Source organism: Halorubrum marinum (assembly GCF_048381195.1).
In the GTDB taxonomy this organism is placed as follows: Archaea; Halobacteriota; Halobacteria; order Halobacteriales; family Haloferacaceae; genus Halorubrum.
In genome coordinates this window covers 198,959-218,482 of sequence record NZ_JBLWMM010000003.1, presented here as the reverse complement: position 1 = coordinate 218,482, position 19,524 = coordinate 198,959, and the positions used below count along the sequence as shown (strand labels likewise).

21 protein-coding genes are annotated in these 19,524 nt (G+C 66.8%); 16 read left to right on the top strand and 5 right to left on the bottom strand.

The window, feature by feature from the left end; translation table 11 throughout:
* Positions 1-47: 47 nt before the first annotated feature.
* The 13 genes from glpA (at position 48) to ACNSN4_RS04830 (ending at position 12,603) form a co-directional block, all read left to right on the top strand.
* Positions 48-1,826: an anaerobic glycerol-3-phosphate dehydrogenase subunit GlpA gene (gene glpA / locus ACNSN4_RS04890; RefSeq protein WP_418284660.1), complete on the top strand. Its 1,779-nt coding sequence runs from the start codon at positions 48-50 to the stop codon at positions 1,824-1,826.
* Positions 1,813-3,192 carry a glycerol-3-phosphate dehydrogenase subunit GlpB gene (gene glpB / locus ACNSN4_RS04885; RefSeq protein WP_418284659.1) on the top strand — a complete coding sequence of 460 codons (1,380 nt, stop codon included), beginning with the start codon at positions 1,813-1,815 and terminating at the stop codon, positions 3,190-3,192. Before glpA ends, glpB begins: the two co-directional genes overlap by 14 nt.
* Positions 3,189-4,706 (top strand): anaerobic glycerol-3-phosphate dehydrogenase subunit C, encoded by a 1,518-nt coding sequence (locus ACNSN4_RS04880; protein WP_418284658.1) that lies wholly within the window; start codon positions 3,189-3,191, stop codon positions 4,704-4,706. The genes glpB and ACNSN4_RS04880 overlap by 4 nt, the downstream gene beginning before the upstream one ends.
* A 174-nt stretch (positions 4,707-4,880) precedes the next feature.
* A complete protein-coding gene (locus ACNSN4_RS04875; protein WP_418284657.1) occupies positions 4,881-6,401 on the top strand; it encodes a CRTAC1 family protein in 1,521 nt (506 codons plus the stop codon).
* A 79-nt stretch (positions 6,402-6,480) separates the two neighbouring features.
* On the top strand, positions 6,481-6,681 hold the full coding sequence (locus ACNSN4_RS04870; protein ID WP_418284656.1) for a DUF7576 family protein: 201 nt from the start codon (positions 6,481-6,483) through the stop codon (positions 6,679-6,681).
* A gap of 114 nt (positions 6,682-6,795) precedes the next feature.
* Positions 6,796-7,521: a ribosome assembly factor SBDS gene (locus ACNSN4_RS04865; RefSeq protein ID WP_418284655.1), complete on the top strand. Its 726-nt coding sequence runs from the start codon at positions 6,796-6,798 to the stop codon at positions 7,519-7,521.
* A 104-nt stretch (positions 7,522-7,625) separates the two neighbouring features.
* Entirely contained in the window at positions 7,626-8,111 is a 486-nt protein-coding gene (locus tag ACNSN4_RS04860) for an aminoacyl-tRNA deacylase (protein ID WP_418284654.1), read from the top strand.
* Positions 8,112-8,239: 128 nt separating this feature from the next.
* The gene (locus ACNSN4_RS04855) at positions 8,240-9,409 is read left to right on the top strand and encodes a metal ABC transporter substrate-binding protein (protein WP_418284653.1); all 1,170 of its coding nucleotides are present in this window, start codon (positions 8,240-8,242) and stop codon (positions 9,407-9,409) included.
* A gap of 182 nt (positions 9,410-9,591) precedes the next feature.
* Positions 9,592-10,332, top strand: a complete 741-nt coding sequence (locus ACNSN4_RS04850; protein ID WP_418284652.1) for a metal ABC transporter ATP-binding protein — start codon at positions 9,592-9,594, stop codon at positions 10,330-10,332.
* Positions 10,332-11,405 carry a metal ABC transporter permease gene (locus ACNSN4_RS04845; protein ID WP_418284651.1) on the top strand — a complete coding sequence of 358 codons (1,074 nt, stop codon included), beginning with the start codon at positions 10,332-10,334 and terminating at the stop codon, positions 11,403-11,405. Before ACNSN4_RS04850 ends, ACNSN4_RS04845 begins: the two co-directional genes overlap by 1 nt.
* Positions 11,406-11,489: 84 nt before the next feature.
* A complete protein-coding gene (locus tag ACNSN4_RS04840; RefSeq protein WP_418284650.1) occupies positions 11,490-11,774 on the top strand; it encodes a DUF7545 family protein in 285 nt (94 codons plus the stop codon).
* A 47-nt stretch (positions 11,775-11,821) separates the two neighbouring features.
* Complete coding sequence (locus ACNSN4_RS04835) at positions 11,822-12,109, top strand: hypothetical protein (protein WP_418284649.1); 288 nt, start codon at positions 11,822-11,824, stop codon at positions 12,107-12,109.
* Positions 12,106-12,603 carry a GIY-YIG nuclease family protein gene (locus ACNSN4_RS04830; RefSeq protein ID WP_418284648.1) on the top strand — a complete coding sequence of 166 codons (498 nt, stop codon included), beginning with the start codon at positions 12,106-12,108 and terminating at the stop codon, positions 12,601-12,603. The genes ACNSN4_RS04835 and ACNSN4_RS04830 overlap by 4 nt, the downstream gene beginning before the upstream one ends.
* 82 nt (positions 12,604-12,685) lie before the next feature.
* Here the strand turns inward: ACNSN4_RS04830 and ACNSN4_RS04825 are convergent, their stop codons facing one another.
* From ACNSN4_RS04825 to ACNSN4_RS04815, 3 genes are all read right to left on the bottom strand, one after another.
* Positions 12,686-13,168, bottom strand: a complete 483-nt coding sequence (locus tag ACNSN4_RS04825) for an acyl-CoA thioesterase (RefSeq protein WP_418284647.1) — start codon at positions 13,166-13,168, stop codon at positions 12,686-12,688.
* Positions 13,169-13,289: 121 nt separating this feature from the next.
* On the bottom strand, positions 13,290-13,742 hold the full coding sequence (locus tag ACNSN4_RS04820) for a bifunctional nuclease family protein (RefSeq protein WP_418284646.1): 453 nt from the start codon (positions 13,740-13,742) through the stop codon (positions 13,290-13,292).
* Positions 13,743-13,892: 150 nt separating this feature from the next.
* Positions 13,893-14,567, bottom strand: a complete 675-nt coding sequence (locus ACNSN4_RS04815) for an ArsR/SmtB family transcription factor (RefSeq protein ID WP_418284645.1) — start codon at positions 14,565-14,567, stop codon at positions 13,893-13,895.
* 152 nt (positions 14,568-14,719) lie between these two features.
* Here ACNSN4_RS04815 and ACNSN4_RS04810 point away from each other — a divergent pair, with 152 nt between their 5' ends.
* The 3 genes from ACNSN4_RS04810 to purM all read left to right on the top strand — a co-directional run bounded on the left by ACNSN4_RS04810 (position 14,720) and on the right by purM (position 18,318).
* Positions 14,720-16,495, top strand: coding sequence for a TraB/GumN family protein (locus tag ACNSN4_RS04810; protein ID WP_418284644.1), 1,776 nt, complete (start codon positions 14,720-14,722; stop codon positions 16,493-16,495).
* On the top strand, positions 16,492-17,160 hold the full coding sequence (locus ACNSN4_RS04805) for a zinc metalloprotease (protein ID WP_418284643.1): 669 nt from the start codon (positions 16,492-16,494) through the stop codon (positions 17,158-17,160). The genes ACNSN4_RS04810 and ACNSN4_RS04805 overlap by 4 nt, the downstream gene beginning before the upstream one ends.
* Positions 17,161-17,289: 129 nt before the next feature.
* Positions 17,290-18,318, top strand: coding sequence for a phosphoribosylformylglycinamidine cyclo-ligase (gene purM, locus ACNSN4_RS04800; RefSeq protein ID WP_418284642.1), 1,029 nt, complete (start codon positions 17,290-17,292; stop codon positions 18,316-18,318).
* 173 nt (positions 18,319-18,491) lie between these two features.
* Here the strand turns inward: purM and ACNSN4_RS04795 are convergent, their stop codons facing one another.
* Positions 18,492-19,031 carry a CBS domain-containing protein gene (locus ACNSN4_RS04795; RefSeq protein ID WP_418284641.1) on the bottom strand — a complete coding sequence of 180 codons (540 nt, stop codon included), beginning with the start codon at positions 19,029-19,031 and terminating at the stop codon, positions 18,492-18,494.
* An 82-nt stretch (positions 19,032-19,113) separates the two neighbouring features.
* Positions 19,114-19,479: a DUF555 domain-containing protein gene (locus ACNSN4_RS04790; protein ID WP_418284640.1), complete on the bottom strand. Its 366-nt coding sequence runs from the start codon at positions 19,477-19,479 to the stop codon at positions 19,114-19,116.
* Between the last annotated feature and the right edge of the window lie 45 nt (positions 19,480-19,524).

Below are 19,524 nucleotides of genomic sequence, written 5' to 3'. Positions count from 1 at the left end.
CCGGGATGAGAGGTAAAGTAAAGTGGGCGGGGTTCTAGCGGGTTGATATGGACCATCAGGTGGACGTCGTCGTCGTCGGTGGGGGATCGACGGGCTGCGGCGTCGTCAGGGACCTAGCGCGCCGAGGGCTCGACACGGTGCTCGTCGAAAAGGGGAACCTGACGCACGGGACGACCGGACGGATGCACGGACTGCTCCACAGCGGTGGGCGCTACGCGGTCTCGGACCAGAAGAGCGCGAAGGAGTGCATCGAGGAGAACCGCGTACTTCGCGACATCGCGGGACACTGCGTCGAGGAGACCGGCGGGATGTTCGTCAAGCGTCCCGAGGACTCCGAGGAGTACTTCCAGGAGAAGCTGGAGGGGTGTCGCGCGTGCGACATCCCGGTTGAGGTGCTCGACGGGGAAGAGGCCCGCCGTCGTGAGCCGTACCTCGCACGCGACATCGACAAGGCGATCGCGCTGCCGGACGGCGCGGTCGACCCGTTCCGGCTCTGCGTCGCGAACGCCGCCGACGCGCGCGAGCACGGCGCGCGCATCGAGACGCACGCCAAGGTGACCGACGTGCTCGTCGAGGACGGCGAGATCGTCGGCGTCGAGGTCGAACACGAGTCCGGCCCCGGAAAGCGGGTTCACCACAACCCCGGGACGACCGAGGAGATCCGCGCGCGTCACGTGGTCAACGCGACCGGCGCGTGGGCCGGTAACGTCGGCGAAATGGCCGGGGTCGACGTCGAGGTTCGCCCGTCGAAAGGCGTGATGACGGTGATGAACACCCGGCAGGTCGACACCGTCATCAACCGCTGCCGACCGAAGGGCGACGCGGATATCGTCGTCCCCCACGAGACCGCCTGCATCCTCGGCACGACGGACGAGGAGGTCGACGACCCCGAGGACTACCCCGAAGAGGAGTGGGAGGTCGACCTCATGATCGAGACGCTCTCGGAGCTGATCCCGACGCTGAAAGACGCCCGAACGCTCCGGTCGTTCTGGGGCGTTCGACCCCTCTACGAGCCGCCGGGAACCGGTACCGAGGACCCGACTGACATCACCCGCGACTACTTCCTGTTAAACCACGACGAGCGCGACGACCTCCCCGGGATGACGACTATCGTCGGCGGAAAGCTCACCACCTACCGGATGATGGCGGAGTCCATCTCGGACCACGTCTGCGATCTGCTCGGCCACGACGCGACCTGTGACACCGCGAGCGCACCGCTACCGGGCTCTGAGAGCCCCGCACGGATGGAAGAGCTCATGGACGACTTCGGGCTCCGCTCTCCGGTGGCCCGCCGATCCGGTCAGCGGCTCGGCTCGAAGGCCGACGACGTGCTCGCTGGAAGTGACCCGAATCCGGTCGTCTGCGAATGCGAGGGCGTGACGCGCGCGGAGATACAAAACGCGATCGACGAGGCGGGCAGCGACCTCAACGCGGTCCGGCTCCGCACCCGCGCCTCGATGGGGAACTGTCAGGGCGGGTTCTGCACCCATCGGATCGCCTCGGAGCTGGCACAGGAGTATCCGGAACCGGTCGTCCGCGATTCGGAGGACGAGCTGTATCAGGAGCGTTGGAAGGGGCAGCGACACGCGCTGTGGGGGCGACAGCTCTCGCAGGCGATGTTGAATCACCTGCTCCACGCGACGACGATGAACCGCGACGGCGACCCGGCGAGCCTCGACGGCGGGGTCGACTTCGGAGCCTTCGACGCGGGCGCGGACGTGTCGACCGCCGCCGACGGCGACGAGGGCGGTAGCGGGACGGCGGCCGCCGACGGCGGAGTCGATAGATCGGTTGAGACCGACGGAGGGATCGATGGCGATAGATAGCGAGGTTCTCGTCGTCGGCGGCGGGCTGGCGGCTGTCACGGCGGCGATTTCGGCGTCGCGCGAGGGGGCCGACGTGCGCCTCGTCTCGCACAAAGCGAGCACGCTCCGACAGGCGTCGGGACTGATCGACGCGCTCGGGTACGTCCCCGCGACGGAGCCGGCGAAACCGCTGCGCGAGGGGCCGCCGACGGCCGGACGCGAACTCGACCGCGACGAGTGGCCGGACCCGGAAGGGCCGCTCGCGGACCCGTTCGAGGCGATCGAGCGACTCCCGGAGACGCACCCGTACCGGATCGTCGGGAGCGACGCGCTCCGCGAGGGGCTGGATCTGTTCGACGAGCTGGCGGGGGACGCGTACCGCGGCGGGCACACCGACCGCAACGCGCTCGTCCCGACGTTCGGCGGAAGCGTGAAGCCGACCGCGCGCTACCCGGCCGCCGCGGAGGCGGGGCTCGCGAGCGACGACCGCCCGACGCTCATCGTCGGGTTTCGGTCGCTGACCGAGTACGACGCGCGGGCGTTCGCGGGGCGACTGGAGGCCGCGGGCGTCCCCTTCGACGTCGCGGGGGCGGAGGTGGAGTTCGCGGAGGCGTTCCGCGCCGACGCGAAGGTCACGCGTCTCGCGAAGGCGCTCGATCACAACGAGCCGATAGACGGGACGCCGGCCCGCGAGGCGTTGGCGAAGGCGGTGAGCCCGCACCTCCACGACGTGATCGACGAGGAGGGAGGCGTGGACCGCGTCGAGCGCGTCGGCTTCCCGGCGTTCCTCGGCGACCAACGGGGCGACGAGGTCCGGGCCGAGCTGGCTGACCGACTCGGCGCGGACGTGTTCGAGATCCCGATGGGACCGCCGAGTCTCCCGGGGCTCAGGCTGGAGGACCGGCTGTTCGACGCGCTCGACGCCGAAGGCGTCCGGTTCGAGACCGGCAACCCCGTCGTCGGGATCGAGGCCGCGTCCGACGGACGGATCGAGAGGGTGTCGGTCGATCGGAAGGGACGCGAGGTGCCGTACAGTGCCGACGCGTTCGTGCTGGCGACGGGCGGACTCGTCGGGAAAGGGCTCGACTCCGACCGCGACGGGGTCCGTGAGCGAGCGTTCGGTCTCCACGTCGAACAGCCGACGGACCGCTACGAGTGGTTCGTCGACGACGCGTTCGGGGACCAACCGTACGCGCGGTTCGGCGTGCGACCGGACGAGCGCGGGCGACCGCTCGACGCCGACGGCGAGGCACAGTACGAGAACGTCTTCGCGGCCGGGGGGGTCGTCGGCGGCCCGGACGTGGCGAGGGAAAAATCCGCGAGCGGGGTGTCGCTCGCGACCGGCCTCGTGGCCGGGCGGCAGGCGGCGACGGAGGCGAACCAATGACACGACACACGGACGACGACGAGCGCGGGGAGTCGAGCGAGACGAACGAACGGACGGACGGAGAGCGAACCGGACCCCCCAGCCCGGGCGTCCCGGAGGCGGGACGCGACGAACAGCCGTCGATTTTCGTTCCCGACGACGGCGAAGTCGGTGACGAAGGCGAGCCTTCTGCGTCAACTGAGAGCCCCCGAACCGCCACGGACGGTGGGGTCGAAAGCGCGACCGGCGGCTCCGATTCCACGGAGCTCGACCCCGACGCGTACGACCCGGTCGACGTGTTCCCGGGCGGCGACCTCGACTTGCGCGAGGGCGCCGACTCCTGTTATAAGTGCACGAGCTGTGACACTTCGTGTCCGGTCGCCGAAGTCGACGAGGAGTTCCCGGGGCCGAAGTTCCAAGGGCCGGAGCAGTGGCGGCTCAAGCGGAAGGACGACCACGACATCGACCCGTCGATCGACTCCTGTTCGAACTGCATGCGGTGTGACGACGCCTGCCCCTCGTCGGTGCCGCTCTCGCAGATGCACAACGAGGCGCGCGGGCAGTTCGTCGAAGAGCAGATGGAGAAGCTCTCACTGACGTACGTCCGCAACCGGATCCTCGCCAACTACCGGACGTCGGCGCAGCTCGCCAGCGTCTTCCCGCGCACCTCCTCGTTCGTGATGAACTTCGGCCCGGTCCGCTGGGCGATGGAGAAGACGCTCGGCATCCCCAAAGAGCGCGACTTCCCCGAGTTCGCCACCGAGACGTTCCGCGAGTGGTGGAAGGCGCGCGGCGGCGCACAGGTCCAGAACCCCGACAAGCGCGTGGCGTACTTCCACGGCTGTTACTCTAATTACAACACCCCGGAGGTCGGAAAGGCGATGGTACGGGTGTACGAGCAGTTCGGCTACGAGGTCATGGTGCCGCCCCAGAAGTGCTCGGGAACGCCGATGTTCGCCAACGGCATGCTCAAAGACGCCCGGCGACACGCGGAGACGAACGTCGAGAGCCTCATCGAGGCGATCGGCGACGGCGCCGACGTGATCGCCTCGTGTACCTCGTGCTCGATGTCGCTTCGGCAGGAGTACCCCGAGCTGTTCGACATCCACGGGATCGAAGACGTCTCCGAACACACCTTCGAGGCGCTGGAGTACCTCCGGATCCACGAGGATCTGGAGGGCGAACTGGCGGGGAGCAAGCTCGCCGACGAGCAGGCGTTCGCGTACCACGCGCCGTGTCACGCTCGCAACCAGGGCCTCTCTCGGCAGGCCGTCGAGACCTTCCGCGACGTCGAGGGCGTGAATATGGAGGACGTCGGCGACTCCTGTTCGGGTATCTCCGGGACGTACGGCTGGAAGGAAGAGAAGTACGAGAAGTCGATGAAGATCGGCGAGGAGATGTTCGAGCACATGGAGGACGCCGACGGCGACGTGGGGATGACCGAGTGTCCCACCTGCGCGATGCAGATGGAACACGGGACCGGCTACGAGATCAAACACCCGCTCCAGCTGCTCGAAGAGACGGTCGTCGCCTGATCGGTCGGCAGTCAACGGGGGATACGTTCGAATTTTCGCAGCCGGAGTACGCGAGCGGTTGCGGCACTCTCGTCGGAGCACGAAGGGCAGAATCGGTTGTGTGACCCCGTATCACACACTCGCCGCGTGAATTCAACCCGTGCGTTCATATTCTCGGAGCGGTGACGGACGGTCATGTTTACCGAGCGGTCCGACATCCTCGCCGACGCCGACCCGATTCGAGGGTACGGCGCCGCGGTGACGCCGGGGAGAGAGGGGCCGCTCGTGTTCGTCGCCGGTTACGGCGAGCCGAACCGCCTGTACGCCCGTGACGGCGACCGGTTCGTCGACACCGCCTGTGGCATCGTCGCCGACGGCACGCGTCACGGGATGGGGGTGTGCGCCGCGGACCTCGACGCGGACGGCTGTGAGGAGGTGTACGTTCACAACTGCGCGCGCGGCGCGGACGGCGGCGGCGATCCCGACCTTCTACTGAACCGACTGGAGTCCGAGCGGTACCGCTGGACCGACGTGTTCGCGCTCGACGTGAACACCGACCGGCTGGACGTCCGTGCGGGCCGGTCGGTGACCGCGCTCGATCGGTTGGGAACGGGGCGGTACGGGGTTGCGGTCTCCGGATATGCCGCACCGCTCGCGTTCTACGAACTCGGCGACGACGGCGAGATCACCGATATGGCCGACGCGGTCGGACTCGAAGTCGACGGGGGCTGTCGGTCGTTGCTCGCGGTCCCGCCCTGTACCGGCCAAGGCGATCTGTTCGCCGGCGTCGAGCGGGGGCCGAACTACCTGTTTCGGAACAACGGAGGCCACTACGATCGGACCGACGGCGGCCCGGAACTGGCCGATCCGACCGGCGACACGCGCGGGGCAGCACTCGTCGACGAGGGCGGTTCCTTCGCGCTCGCGGTGGGCAACGAGGACGCGCCGAACCGGCTGCTCCGCCGCGCTGCGGACTGCAGATTCGTCGACGCCGCACCGCCGTCACTTCGCGCTCCGGGCCGCGTTCGGACCGTCGTCGCGGCCGACTTCGACAACGACGGCCGCGAGGAGCTGTTTTACAATATCCTCGGTGGTCGGAACCGCCTGTTCGAACAGGTCGACGACCCCGGTGGCACCGGTGGCGCCAGCGACACCAGCGGCGCTGACGACGCGGGTGGCGCGGGCGTCGCGGAGACCGACGACGGAGACGTCGCGGAACACGGTGCGCGATGGCAGCAGGTGGACCCCGGAGACGCGGCAGAGCCGAACGGATTCGGAACGGGCGGGGTCGCGGCCGACCTCGACGGCGACGGCGTCCTCGAACTCCTCGTCGTCCACGGCGAGGTCGCCGCGCAACCGCTCTCAGTGTACAAGTCGGCGGCTGCGGCGGCGGCCGGGTGGCTTCGGATCCGTCCGACGACGCGTCACGGATCCCCGGCTCGCGGCGCGGTGGTTCGGCTCGAGACGACGACAGGCGTCCAGAAACGGGCCATCGACGCCGGCGGAGGGTGCCTCTGTCAGACGGAGCCGGTCGCGCACTTCGGGCTCGGGGAGGCCGAACCGGTCCGCGTCGACGTCCAGTGGCCAGATGGGCGCGAGCGGACGCTGACGGATGTCCACTCCCGAACCGAAATGACCGTCGACCATCCCTCTCGACGGCGAGCGATGGAGCCAGGAAACCGCGGCCAGCGACGGGACCGCTCGATCGGGCGGTAGCCGGCGAACACGGAGCCGCCGCCGCGGCCAGAACTGCCGCCCTTCGCGGGTTCAAGTATCCGGGGGTGTACCCACGGGTATGGTAGATCCGACTTCCGACCTCGAGGAGGACGTCGACGAGGAGTCCGCGCCGCGCTGTGACGCCTGTGGGAAGCCGGCGTTCGGCGCTGGGCGTCGAATCGTGACGTGGATCGACGGCGACGAGATGCACAAGCGACACTTCTGTACGCAGGCCTGTCGGGACGAGTGGACGGGCGAACGACCGCGCGCTGGGGACTGACCGGCGACGACGCGGGATTCGCAGGCGACGACGCGGGATTCGTAGGCGACGACGCGGCGTCCCCCGCGAACGGGCGCGGGAGGCTTTTTTACTGCGGGGGTGGTACAACTCGATATGATCTCACTCGACGAAGCCGTCACCGCTCGATTGGAGTCGCACGGCGAACGGTTCGAGGTACTCATCGATCCGGACGCCGCGCTCGCGATGAAACGCGGCGAGTTCGACGGAGAGTTGGAGGACGTTATTGCCGCCGAGGACGTGTTCGAGAACGCCTCTCGTGGCGACCGTCCCGCTGAGGAGGATCTCGAGACCGTGTTCGGCACGACGGATCCGCTCGAGATAATCCCCGAGGTCGTCGAGCGCGGGGAGATTCAGATCACCGCCGAACAGCGTGCGGAGATGCTCGAACGGAAGCACAACCAGCTGGTAACGACGATCACGCGCAACGCCGTGAACCCGCAGATGGACGACTCGCCGCACCCCCCGGAGCGGATCGAGCGCGCCCTGGAGGAGGCCGGGTTCCAAGTCGATCCGATGGAGCCGGTCGAGAACCAGGTCGACGACGCGCTCGAGGCGCTTCGACCCGTTATCCCGATCCGGTTCGAAGAGGTGACGATGGCGGTCAAGCTCCCGGCGGACTACGCGGGATCGGGTCAGGCGCAGGTGCGAGAGTTCGGCGATCTCGAACGCGAGGAGTGGCAGAACGACGGCGGATGGGTCGGCGTCCTCACCTTCCCGGCCGGTCTTCAGAACGACCTATACGACCTCGTCAACGAGGTCACCTCCGGTGAAGGCGACGCTCGCGTGATCAAGGATAAAGACGAGCTTCGGACGCGATAGCCGACCGTTGGTTCGACCGGCAGCGAGTCGCCGCTTCCGCTCGTCCGATATGCTACCGCATTCGGGACGTTGATATCGCGTCGCGACCGCCCGTACTCTCACGCATGCACGAACGCGCGGTCGAGTTCTCGGAGCGGGCACGAGAACGATACGACATCGACGTCGAGGTACTGGAGTTCGACGCGGGGACGAAGACGGCGGCCGCCGCGGCCGACGCCGTCGGGTGTGACACCGCCGCGATCGCCTCGACGATCGTGGTGTCGCTCTCTGGCGGCGACCGCGACGGCGAGCTCGTGGCCGCGATCACGAGCGGGGCGAATCGCCTGGATCTCGACGCCGTGGCTCGTCGCTTCGGTGCGTCGGAAGCGTCGATGGCCGACCCGGACCGGATCCGCGACACCGTCGGATGGAGTATCGGGGGCGTCCCGCCGCTCTGTCACGACACCGCAGTCCCGACCGTCTTCGATCCGACGCTTACCGAGTACGAGACGGTCTACGGTGCGGCGGGGACACCGAGCGCGGTGTTCGCGATCGAACCGACGGTCCTCGTGGACCTCGCCGGAGCGACCGTCGTCGACCTCACCGAGTGAGCGACACTCGGTTCACGTCGGTCGCCGACAGCGCCGTTGTTAATATCACCCCTATCTGACACCCTAAGTTATTAAATAGCCATTATGAAATAACAATACTTTTCTGTTAAACAGCGGTACGTAGTAGTATGACTCACTCACGTCGATCGATTCTGAAGCGGAGCGCGGGACTGGTCGCTGCGGGAACGGCGACGTCGCTCGCCGGCTGTTCCGGTGCTGCCGACCTCGGATCCGGGGAGTTCGATTCGGGGTACGCCGCGTTCTTCACGCTCAACGACTGGGCGAACGAGGTCGCGGGGGACCACGCGGACTTCGAGGATCCCGTCGACGTCGGTCAGCTGGGCCACGGGTGGGAGCCGGACGGTAATCTCGCGGCCGAAGTGGCGTCGACGGACGCGTTCGTCTACCTCGACAGCCCGGAGTTCCCGTGGGCACAGGACCTCGCGGCGACGCTCGACGCCGACTACGACCACGTCGCGGTGATCGACGCGCTGTCCGGGATGGAAGACCAGCTGCTCGACTGGGATCAGTCGCACGACGACCACGAAGACGAACACGACGACCACGACGAACACGAAGACGACCACGACGACCACGAAGACGACCACGACGACCACGAAGACGACCACGACGACCACGAAGACGACCACGACGAACACGAAGACGAACACGACGACCACGACGAACACGAAGACGAACACGACGACCACGACGAACACGAAGACGAACACGACGACGACCACGACGACCACGATCACGGACAGTACGATCCGCACGTCTGGGTCGACCCCGTCCTCGCGAAGGGCGTCGTCAGTACCATCGCCGACGGGTTGGCAGAGTCTGACCCCGACAACGCCGACGACTACGCGGCGAACGCGACCGCGTACGCCGACGAGCTCGACGCGGTCGACGAGGCCTTCGAGTCGATCTTCGAGCGCGCGGACCGTGACGTCGCGGTCCTCGCCGGTCACGACTCGTTCCAGTACCTCGAGGCTCGCTACGGCTTCCGGCTTCACTCGCCCGTGGGCGTCTCGCCGCAGAACGAGCCCAGCCAGAGCGAGATCGCGGACACCATCGACCTCGTAAACGAGGAGGGCATCGACGTGATCCTCTACGACCGGTTCGAGTCGCCGACACTCGCCGAGACCATCGTCGAGAACAGCGACGCGACCGAAACGATGGCGATCACGCCGGCTGGCGGCACGATTCGCGAGTGGAATGACGCGGGCTACGGGTACGTCGAACAGATGACCGAGATCAACGTCCCCGCGTTCGAGCGGGCGTTCGGCGTCCAGTGAACCGGTCCCTCGCTTCGGCCCTCCCTCCGGCGGCTGACTCGTTCCACGTTCAGGGGGCGACGACGCTGTTCGGAGTACTCGGAGCGACGGCCCGCTCCGAACGCGGCGTGTCCGCATCGACCTCCGACCGCCGACGGAATAAAAGAGCTAAACGTCCGGACGACGGAGATGGCTCACAAGCAGTGTCCGCGATAGTCGAACTCGACGGCGTCACGTTCTCCTACGGCGACACGGTCGCCGTGAGCGACGTCTCTCTGACGGTTGAGGAGGGAGAGTTCCTCGGGCTCGTCGGCCCCAACGGCTCAGGCAAGACCACGCTGTTGCACCTCATGCTCGGGCTGCACGAGCCCGACGAAGGGACCGTGAAGCTGTTCGGACGCCCTGTCGACGATTTCGGGGACGGCGGCCGGATCGGCTACGTCTCTCAACAGGCCACGAGTCGTGGTGGCACGATGCCGGTCACGGTGCGCGAGTGCGTCACCATGGGACGGTTCGCACACGCCGGACGGGGGCGACTCTCCGAAACCGATCGGGCCGCCGTCGCCGACGCGATTGAGACGGTGGGGATCGAGTCGCTCGCCGACCGACTGATCACCGAACTTTCAGGCGGACAGAAGCAGCGGGCGTACATCGCCCGTGCACTCGCGAGCGACGCCGACCTCCTCGCGCTCGACGAGCCCACCGTGGGCGTCGACGCGGAGTCGCGAGACGCCTTCTACACCCTCCTCGACGAGCTGAACGGCGACGGGATCACCATCATCCTCATCGAACACGACATCGGAGTCGTCACCGACCGCGCGAGTCGAGTCGCCTGCATCAACACCGAGCTGTACCATCACGGGGACACCGAGTCGTTCGTCGAAAGCGATGCGCTCTCCGAAGCCTACGGCGCGACCGGACAGGTCGTCCACCACCACCACTGATGAGCGATGAGCAGCACCCCGATTCGAGCGAGACGGAAGCGTCGCGACGACCGGTGAGCCGACGAGATGCACGGTACACCGCGGAGCTGATCGGCGTCGCGATCACGGCGACCGTCTCGGTCGCGATGCTCGGCTTCATCGTCCTCTACTGGGCACAAGACCTCCCGGTCGCAAGCGGACTGTACGCCGAGTTCCGGGCGTTCGGCCTGGCGATGGACGCCGTGTTCGGCACGAACGTGTTCCGGCACCCGTTCATGTGGCAGTCGATGGCGACGGGCGTGTTCATCGGGGTCGTCGCACCCCTCGTCGGAACGTTCCTCGTCCACCGGGAGATGGCGTTGATCGGCGAAACGCTCGCGCATACGGCCTTTGCGGGCGTCGCGATCGGTCTCCTCGTCACCGCATCAACCGGCTGGGACGGATCGCTGCTACTGGTCGCGCTCGTCGTCGGAATCCTCGGCGCGCTCGGCGTCCAGTGGCTCACGGCTCACACCGACACGTACGGCGACGTCCCGATCGCGATCATGCTCAGCGGGAGCTTCGCGGTCGGCACGCTGATCATCAGCTACGGACGTGGTCTCACGGGGATCAATATCGAGGGATACCTGTTCGGCAGCCTCGCGGTGGTCACCATCGAGGGCGCCCGACTTATGGGTGCGCTGTCGATCGCGGTCATCGCGGCGGTCGCGCTGACGTACAAACAGCTCCTCTTCATCACGTTCGACGAGCAGGCCGCGCGGGTCGCACAGCTGAACGTCACCGGCTATAACACCCTGCTCGTGGTGATGACGGCGGTGGTCGTCGTCGGTGCGATGCAGGTGCTCGGCGTCATTCTCGTCGCGGCGATGCTCGTCGTGCCCGTCGCGGCGGCCTCGCAGATGGCTCGGAGCTTCCGCGAGACGACGTATCTCTCGGTGATCTTCGGCCAGCTGTCGGTCGTCGGTGGATTCGCGGTATCGATCGGCTTCGGGTTCCCGTCCGGCGGATCGATCGTCGTCACCGCGATCGCGATATACCTCGCGAGCATCGTCGGGTCCGGCTTTTCGGTAAAGGCGATCTCGACACACGGCTAGCCGTTACGGCGGTCACCGCTTTTGACGCACGCGCGACGTGGACGTTTTCCACAGACCCTTATGTCCCGGCGATCACCATCGTGTATGGGAGAGACAGAAACCTACACGGTCACCGGTCCAGACGGTGACGAAGAGTCGTTCGAACTGCCCGCCGGTCTCGTCGACCTCCTCAGCGAACAGGGCGAGCAGCCGACCCGCGTCGTCAGCGACGTCATCGTGCAGGCGATGGCCCAACAGGCCCACGTCATCGCGCATCATAGCGAGGGCGAGGTGCCGGAAGACATCGCGACGATGAACGAGACGGCCGAAGAGCTGTTCGAGGAACGATTCGGTCAGTCCCTCTCCGACGCGCTCGGCCACTCGCACTGAGCCGCGGCGGCCAGTCGTTTAAAACGCACCGACGCGTACTGTAGCTCATGAGTGACACGACGGACACGCCGATGTCGGTCTTCGGCGGCGATTGTCCGCACTGCTCGATCGCCGCGGAAGGACTCGCCGACCGCGCCGGAACGCTCGGGACCGTTGGCGGCCTCGTCCGCGACAACTACGACCGGACCCCGAGCGTGGTGGGGACCCTGTCCGGTCGGGGACGCGACCCGAACGATTTTCACGAGACCTGCGATCTGACCGACGAGGCGGCGACGCCGGTCGGCGCTCTCCGACCCGTGGCGAGCGAACCACCCACACCGGCCCCGTACCTGTGACGGGAGCGAGCAACGACCGCGAGCCGCGTCAGTCCGACGCGAGCGGAACGTACACGCTCCTCCTCGATGTCCCGTCCCCGATCCGCGTGGAGATCGGCGCGCTCGGAAGCCACGATCTCCCCGACGGTGCGTACGCGTATACGGGGAGTGCACTCGGGAGCGGTGGATTCTCCCGTGTCAACAGACACAGGCGCGTCGCGCGCGGCGACCACGACGTACGCCACTGGCACATCGACTACGTGCTCGGACACCCTCAGACCGACCTCGATCGCGTCGTCAGGAGCGTCAGCGTCGACGTAGAATGCGCCGTTGCCGATCGACTGCCAGCGGGCCCGGTCGACGGGTTCGGCTCGTCCGACTGCGACTGTCGGTGCCATCTGGCGGCGGGTGAGAGTATCGACCGGCTCACCGAGCGCGTTCGAGCCGCACACGAGTCGGCGGGCGACGACAGCCACGCAGTTGACGTGGTGGCCGGCTCAGATCGACGCAGTTGACGTGGTAACCGGTTTCGAAGCCCCGATCGAGTTCACCGCGGAGGGGCACGTTCCCTCTCGCGGGCAGTTCGACGCCTCCGGATTACAGATCGTACCTGTCGACGACCTCGCGGAGCTGCTCGCGCCGTCCCTCGACCGCTTCCTCGCGCAGCGCCGCCTCTTCGGCCGTGGGACACGTCAGTTCCGGAACGGGTGCCGGTCGACCCTCCCCGTCGAGGGCGACGAAGGTGAAATACGAGGTCGTCGTGCGTCGCCGCTCGTCCGTTTTCGGATTTTCGGCGCGAACCTCGACTTTCACGTCGAGGCTCGTCCGTCCGACGTTGAACACGTACCCCTCGACGACGACCACCTCGCCCATCTCTATCGGTGCGATGAAATCGACGTGGTCCATCGAGGCGGTGACTACCTGTCGGTTCGCGAAGCGCATCCCAGCGATCGCGCCGCAGATGTCCATCCAGTGTAACACGGCACCGCCGAGCGCCCGACCGAGATTGTTGGTGTCGTTCGGTAACAGAAGCTCGGTCATCTCGGTGTGCGACTCGGCGACCGTGGCCGTCTCGTCCATACCAGCGGTCCGTAACGAGATGACTTGAAGCTCGGGACTTCGGTCAAGACTGCGGACGCGTTCGTCCCGTAATCGGCCTCCGGTCGTCCGAGCGTACGCGGTGGGAGACGGTGCGATCAGGTCAAGAACCGTCGTGGGGTCCCTCGTCGAAGTGGACGGAATCTGGGGAACGACCGGCTTCGTCGATCACGTCGTCTGAGACGCTGATGGGGCAGTCGATTCGGACGGCGAGCGCGAGCGCGTCGGAGGGCCGCGCGTCGAAGACGAATTGATCGGGCTCGCCGTCCTCGTAGCGCTCGGCGTCGACCTTCGCGTAGAACGTTCCCTCTCGGAGGTCGTCGATTCGGACGCGGTCGATAGCGCCGCCGAACTCGGTGAGCACTTCCAGGAGGAGATCGTGTGTGAGCGGGCGGTCGAACGGTTCGCCTTCCAGTGCCATTCCTATCGACTGCGCCTGGTCGGCGCTGACGAATATCGGGACGTACTCCCCGCGCACGGAGAGGATGACCGCCGGCACGTCGCCGCCGGGCGCAGAGCCCGCCCCGACTCCGACGACCTCGGCTTCGTGGTTCATATCGGATCGTAGTGGCGGCGGCATGAATAGCTGTCCCACCGATCCGCGTCGTGCCCGAGCGCGGTCGTCGGGGCCGCCGGGAAGACGCGCCTCGATATCCGTCACGTCGCCGTCCGACCGGTCACTTCGCTGTCCGATCTGTCCGACCGGTCACTTCGCCGTCCGATACCAGTACGCCCACGCGAGTGTGAACACGAGCGCAGCTCCGAGAAAGAACACGACGCCGGGTTCGAGAAGCGAGAGAGCGGTGTCGGCCAGCGGATCGGCGACCAGCTCGACCGCGGTATCGAACTCGCTCGCGCCGCCATCAGCGTCCTCGGCGACGGCGTCGTCCGTCGCGACCCCCGCGTCGCCACCGTCAGCGGCCGACTGATACGGCGTCACCGGACTCACGGAGAGCAATCGTTGGGCCGCGAGAGCCCCCAATCCGATGAGGCCGTACCCGCCGAGAAGGCGCAATAGCGCCGACTTGATGCCGTGAGACGCCTCTGAGCTACCAGCGAACAGCACGAGCGGCTCGTCGGCGGCCGCGTACACGTCCATCTCGCGGCCCTTCTCTGAGTACGTCGTATCGACGACGTCGACGAGATCCGCGCCGTCGAGCTTCGAGAGATGGTATTGGACGTTCTGGAGCGACGTGTCGACCGCGGCGGCGAGCTCCGATTTCGTCGCCGGTTCGTCGTGGAGATGGGTGAGAATCTCGCGCGCCGTTTCGGACCCGAGCGCGGCGATGAGGTCGTCCGCGTCCTCCTCGTCGACACCGACGACTCGGGGCTCCCGATCGTCGGGCGTCGCGTCCGGCAGGGAGGGGAGCAGCCGAGACATACGCGTGTCTCTACCACGTGAGAATACAAATTTATTGGATCACGCCGTCGCATTTCGTCAGTATCCGCTGTCGACTCGCGACGCAGCGCAGCTCGCCCGCATCCGATCTCGACTCACAAACCCTAAACGCGGCGACGGAGTAGGTCGTGGCAATGACAGAAACGCCAGGAGGATCGGCGGGCGGGTCGCCACCTCCGACGGCGGACGCCAACACCGGGGGCAGTAGTGGAGGCGGTGCGGAGTCGGGCGGTGTGGCAGCCACGTCCGGCTCAGTCAACGTTGTCGGAACCGCACACATCTCGGAACAGTCGGTAGATGAGGTCGAAGAGACGATCGAACGAGAGCGCCCCGATGTCGTTGCAGTCGAGCTGGACGAGGGGCGATACCGGCAGCTGCAAGGTGAGACCCCTGGCGACCTCGACGCTGGCGACCTCCTGAAGGGAAACACGGTCTTCCAGTTCCTCGCGTACTGGATGCTCTCGTACGTCCAGACCCAGCTCGGAGACCGATTCGACATTGAGCCCGGTGCCGACATGAAGGCGGCAATCGATGTCGCCGAGGCGCTCGGAATCGACGTTGCCTTGGTCGACCGAGATATTCAGACGACGATCCAGCGGTTCTGGGCCCGGATGTCGCTGACGGAGAAGCTCCGGATGGTCGGGGGCCTCGCGTTCGGCGTCACTGACTCTCGGATCGTCGGCGTCGTCGTCGGCCTGTTCGTCGGGATCCTCGCCGGTCCGGCGATCGGCCTCTTCGGCGGGAGTATCGGCGTCACGGACGCGCTGTTGACGAGCGTCACCGGCGGCGTTCTCGCGGGGATCGCCGTCGCCGTCGTCGTCGACCAGATCGGGAAGATCGGACTCTCGCCCGACGCCCGGCTCTACGCCGCGGCCGTCCTCGGCGTCAGTTCCGGGATCACCGTCGCGGCGTTCGGTGCCGCTAACGGGCTCGTCTCGGCGTATCTGGGCGGATTCACCGTACGTGCTGTCGGAAGCCTCGGGCTCGGCCTTTCGTTCGGACTAACTCTGGGTGTCGTCGTCGCGCTGCTTCTCGGGCTCGTCGGGCGAGGCGGTGACCCGGACCACGGCGGCATCGAGGAGCTCAGAATGGAGGAGCTCACCGACACCGACGTGGTGACGATGATGATGGAGGAGTTCCGTCAGTTTTCACCGGGCGGCGCAGAGGCGCTCATCGACGAGCGCGACGCGTTCATCGCGCACCGACTCGTCGCGCTGCGCGACGCCGGCCACGACGTGGTCGCCGTGGTCGGTGCCGGTCACCGAGCCGGGATCGAGGGGTATCTCGCGAACCCGGCGACGCTTCCCCCGATGGAGACCCTCGTCGGACGGGAGTCCGGTCGTGGGCTCCCGTGGAAGAAAGCGATCGGCTACGGGATCACGATCGCGTTCGTCGCCTTCTTTGTCCTCTTGGCGCTGGCAGGCGTGGAGAACGCCTTCCTCTTCCGGCTGTTCGGCGCGTGGTTCCTCATCAACGCCGTGTTCGCGTTCGCGTTCGCGAAGGCCGCTGGCGCCCGCTGGACCTCCGCGAGCGTCGGCGGCGCCGTCGCGTGGATGACGTCGATCAATCCGATGCTCGCACCCGGGTGGTTCACCGGCTACGTCGAACTGCGCAGCCTGACGGTAAACGTGGGCGACATCGGAGCGTTAAACGATCTGCTGTCCGACGAGACCAAGTCGCCGTCCGAGCTCGTCTCCGCGATGCTCGACGTGCCGCTGTTCAAGCTCATCGTTATCGTCGCCATGACGAACGTCGGGAGCATCGTCGCGAGCTTCCTGTTCGCGGTGTACGTCATCCCGGCGATGTTCGGCGCCGAGGTCGGCGGCGTCGATGAGGTCGGTAAACTGATGATCGACGGCGCTCGGAGTGGTGCCGAACTGATCCGAAACGCGATCGTGGGGACGGCATGAGCGGTGGATTCCAAGGGCGACGAATCGGGAGCCTCTACTTCAGCGGCGTCGAACTCCGCGACCTGCTGGTCGCGTGGCTCGCGCTTGGCGTCGCGTTCACGTTCTTCTTCGTCGGTGGCACCGCCGGCTTCGACCGGCTACTCGCGGCCGGAGTCGTGTTACCGCTGCTCGTCAGCCTCCTCACCGCGGGCGTCGCCTTCCTGCTCCACGAGATCGCCCACAAGGTGGTGGCGGTCCACTACGACCAGATCGCCGAGTTCCGCGCGGACAACAGCATGCTGTTTCTCGCCGTGATGAGCTCGCTTCTGGGGTTCATTTTCGCCGCTCCGGGGGCGGTCCACCACCGGGGTCGGTTGACCGACCGAGAGCACGGACACATCGCGCTCGCGGGGCCCGTCGTGAACCTGCTGCTCACCCTCGTCTTCCTGCCGGCGCTCCTCGTCGGGCCGATCGTCGGTAGCGGCGTCCTCACCCTGATCGGATCCCGGGGGATCGCGATCAACGTGTTTCTGGCAGCGTTCAACCTGATCCCCTACGGCCCGCTTGACGGCAAGACCGTAATCGGGTGGAGCAAGGTGGTGTGGGCGGCGATCTTCGTTCCGTCGGTGCTGCTCTCGGTCGGATTAGTGTTCGTCGGCGGACTCGGATTCGGCGGGCCGTTCTGACCGGAGGTACGCGTCCTGACCGGCGATACACCCTGACGCCTCACGGGTCCGGTCGTGATGCGATGAACACCGCACACTCATCTCGCAGGGAACGGTGCGCTTTTGCTCCGCGAGCGTCCCTCACGTACTATGACCGAGGGCGACGCCGGGGACATCGGCCGTGACGACACGAGCGAGGAATCGACCGAAGACGATGAGCTGACGTACGCGGACGCCGGCGTCGACATCGACGCCAGCGAGGCGGCGACCGCGGCTCTGATCGGCGCGGTCGGCGAGAGCGAAGGCGACTACGCCGGGCTCCTCGATATCGGCGACCGCTACCTCGCGTTGGCCACCGACGGCGTCGGGACGAAGCTGCTCGTCGCCGAGGCACTCGGCGACTACTCGACGGTCGGCATCGACTGTATCGCGATGAACGTCAACGATCTCGTCGCTGCAGGCGTCCGACCGGTGGCGTTCGTGGACTACCTCGCGGTCGACGAACCGGACGAGCGCTTCGCGAAGCAGGTCGGCGACGGGCTCGCCCGCGGCGCGGAATTGGCGGACATGGAACTCGTCGGAGGTGAAACCGCCGTGATGCCGGAGGTGATCCGCGGTCTCGATCTGGCCGGGACCTGCGCCGGGCTCGCCGCGAAGGACGCGGTGTTCGAGGGCGAGGCGCAGCCGGGCGACGCACTCGTGGGATGGCGCTCCTCCGGGATTCACTCGAACGGGTTGACGCTCGCCCGCGAGGCCGCCACGCGGAACCACGCGTACACGGACGCGTGCCCGTTCGACGGCTACGATTCCGTCGGAGCGGCGCTCCTCGAACCCACGCGGATATACACGGACCTCCTCGACCCGATGCGCGAGCACGGCGTGCGGGCCGCGGCCCACGTCACCGGCGGTGGGTGGACGAACCTCGAACGCCTCGGCGACCACCGATACGTGGTCGAGGACGCCTTCGATCCGCACTCCGTCTTCGAGTTCGTACAGTCGGAGGGGAACGTGTCCGACGAGGAGATGCACCGCACGTTCAACATGGGAACCGGATTCGTCGCGGCGGTCGACTCCGAGGCAGCCGAGTCGCTGGCGGCCGAGACGGACGGCCGCGTGATCGGTCGCGTCGAGACAGCAGACGGCGCGGCCAGCGTCGCGATCCGCGGATTGGAGCTGTAAGAGGGTCTCTTCTCTTACTCGCGCCGCACCGACCGCTGTCGAGAGATGGCGAACAGCCGGCGCGTGAGATATCGCCGCGACGGCGCACCGGGCTCCCGCCTCGACCGTCGCGGGCCGTATTCAGGCCACGCGCGGTCTGGCCGCGGTATGCTACAAAAGGTTCAGCAGTCGTATTACGACAGATGCGCTGCGATGTCTGCCTCGGTGATGATCCCGACCGTTTCGCCGCCGTCGGTGACCATCACGGCCTTGTAGTGGTCGAGCAGATTCCGGACTTCGTCCACCGTGGCGCCGGGTGCGACCGTCGGGAACGACTCGCTCATCACCTCGCTGACCGGGTGATCGCCGACGTTCTCGCCCGCGTGGATCACGTCTCCCTGACTGATCGAACCGACCGGCACGCCGTTCTGGAGCACCGGCAGCTGGGAGTACGCCTCTTCCTCCATCAGCGCAACTGCCTCGCGCACCGCGTCGTCGGGTGCGACGCTGATCACCGTCTCGTTCATGAGATCGGTCGCACGGACGACTTCGCCTTTCGCCTCTTCGAGCGCGTTGACGATGCGGCGGAGCGTCGAAAGCCGCGGGTCGACGTCACCGCCCTCTATTCGAGCGATAAGCGGCTGTGAGACGTCGGCCGCGTCCGCGAGTTCGCTTTGCGTCAGTTCGAGCGTCGTCCGGCGCTCGCGGAGGTCCTGTGGCGTCGGGAGTTCCATAGGAGGGATAACTCCGGGTTATTAGAAAAGGTTTCGGCGACGACCGATATGGCGAGGTCGTTGCCGGACGAAATCCGAGACGTTACTCGTCGTCGTCTTCGTCGCTTTCCGTTTCGATGATCTCGATGACTTCGAGCGGGACGTCGCGCAGCGCGCCGCCGACCTCGCTTTTCGCGATCCGTTCGGCGTGCTCTTCGCTGTCCGCATTGAAGATATCGATCTCCAAGAGGAGTCCGACGAGGGCCGTGTTCGCGGCCAGGAACGCGGCGTCGAACGGCTCTCCGCAGGCGGGACAGCCAGTGACGCCGGGTTCGACTTCGACGTACTGTTTGTCCGTCTCGTTGAGTCGCTTGCCGGCTTCGCTGACCGCGACGCCGATGGCGTCGTCGGTCTCCTCGACATCACGGACCAACCAAGCAGCTTCCAGCGCGACCGAGTAGTTGCTCATACGCTGACGGAGGGGCCGCAGGGTTTCGTTTCTTGTGGTTCGTCC

Excerpts from the sequence above, each read along its gene's own strand:
- ACNSN4_RS04840 (WP_418284650.1), top strand. The coding sequence starts at position 11,490 with ATGGGAGAGACAGAAACCTACACGGTCACCGGTCCAGACGGTGACGAA.
- ACNSN4_RS04825 (WP_418284647.1), bottom strand. The coding sequence starts at position 13,168 with ATGGACGAGACGGCCACGGTCGCCGAGTCGCACACCGAGATGACCGAG.
- purM (WP_418284642.1), top strand. The coding sequence starts at position 17,290 with ATGACCGAGGGCGACGCCGGGGACATCGGCCGTGACGACACGAGCGAG.
- ACNSN4_RS04880 (WP_418284658.1), top strand. The coding sequence starts at position 3,189 with ATGACACGACACACGGACGACGACGAGCGCGGGGAGTCGAGCGAGACG.
- ACNSN4_RS04835 (WP_418284649.1), top strand. The coding sequence starts at position 11,822 with ATGAGTGACACGACGGACACGCCGATGTCGGTCTTCGGCGGCGATTGT.
- ACNSN4_RS04820 (WP_418284646.1), bottom strand. The coding sequence starts at position 13,742 with ATGAACCACGAAGCCGAGGTCGTCGGAGTCGGGGCGGGCTCTGCGCCC.
- glpB (WP_418284659.1), top strand. The coding sequence starts at position 1,813 with ATGGCGATAGATAGCGAGGTTCTCGTCGTCGGCGGCGGGCTGGCGGCT.
- ACNSN4_RS04810 (WP_418284644.1), top strand. The coding sequence starts at position 14,720 with ATGACAGAAACGCCAGGAGGATCGGCGGGCGGGTCGCCACCTCCGACG.
- ACNSN4_RS04870 (WP_418284656.1), top strand. The coding sequence starts at position 6,481 with ATGGTAGATCCGACTTCCGACCTCGAGGAGGACGTCGACGAGGAGTCC.
- ACNSN4_RS04790 (WP_418284640.1), bottom strand. The coding sequence starts at position 19,479 with ATGAGCAACTACTCGGTCGCGCTGGAAGCTGCTTGGTTGGTCCGTGAT.
- ACNSN4_RS04875 (WP_418284657.1), top strand. The coding sequence starts at position 4,881 with ATGTTTACCGAGCGGTCCGACATCCTCGCCGACGCCGACCCGATTCGA.
- ACNSN4_RS04795 (WP_418284641.1), bottom strand. The coding sequence starts at position 19,031 with ATGGAACTCCCGACGCCACAGGACCTCCGCGAGCGCCGGACGACGCTC.
- ACNSN4_RS04815 (WP_418284645.1), bottom strand. The coding sequence starts at position 14,567 with ATGTCTCGGCTGCTCCCCTCCCTGCCGGACGCGACGCCCGACGATCGG.
- ACNSN4_RS04865 (WP_418284655.1), top strand. The coding sequence starts at position 6,796 with ATGATCTCACTCGACGAAGCCGTCACCGCTCGATTGGAGTCGCACGGC.
- glpA (WP_418284660.1), top strand. The coding sequence starts at position 48 with ATGGACCATCAGGTGGACGTCGTCGTCGTCGGTGGGGGATCGACGGGC.
- ACNSN4_RS04805 (WP_418284643.1), top strand. The coding sequence starts at position 16,492 with ATGAGCGGTGGATTCCAAGGGCGACGAATCGGGAGCCTCTACTTCAGC.
- ACNSN4_RS04860 (WP_418284654.1), top strand. The coding sequence starts at position 7,626 with ATGCACGAACGCGCGGTCGAGTTCTCGGAGCGGGCACGAGAACGATAC.
- ACNSN4_RS04855 (WP_418284653.1), top strand. The coding sequence starts at position 8,240 with ATGACTCACTCACGTCGATCGATTCTGAAGCGGAGCGCGGGACTGGTC.
- ACNSN4_RS04845 (WP_418284651.1), top strand. The coding sequence starts at position 10,332 with ATGAGCGATGAGCAGCACCCCGATTCGAGCGAGACGGAAGCGTCGCGA.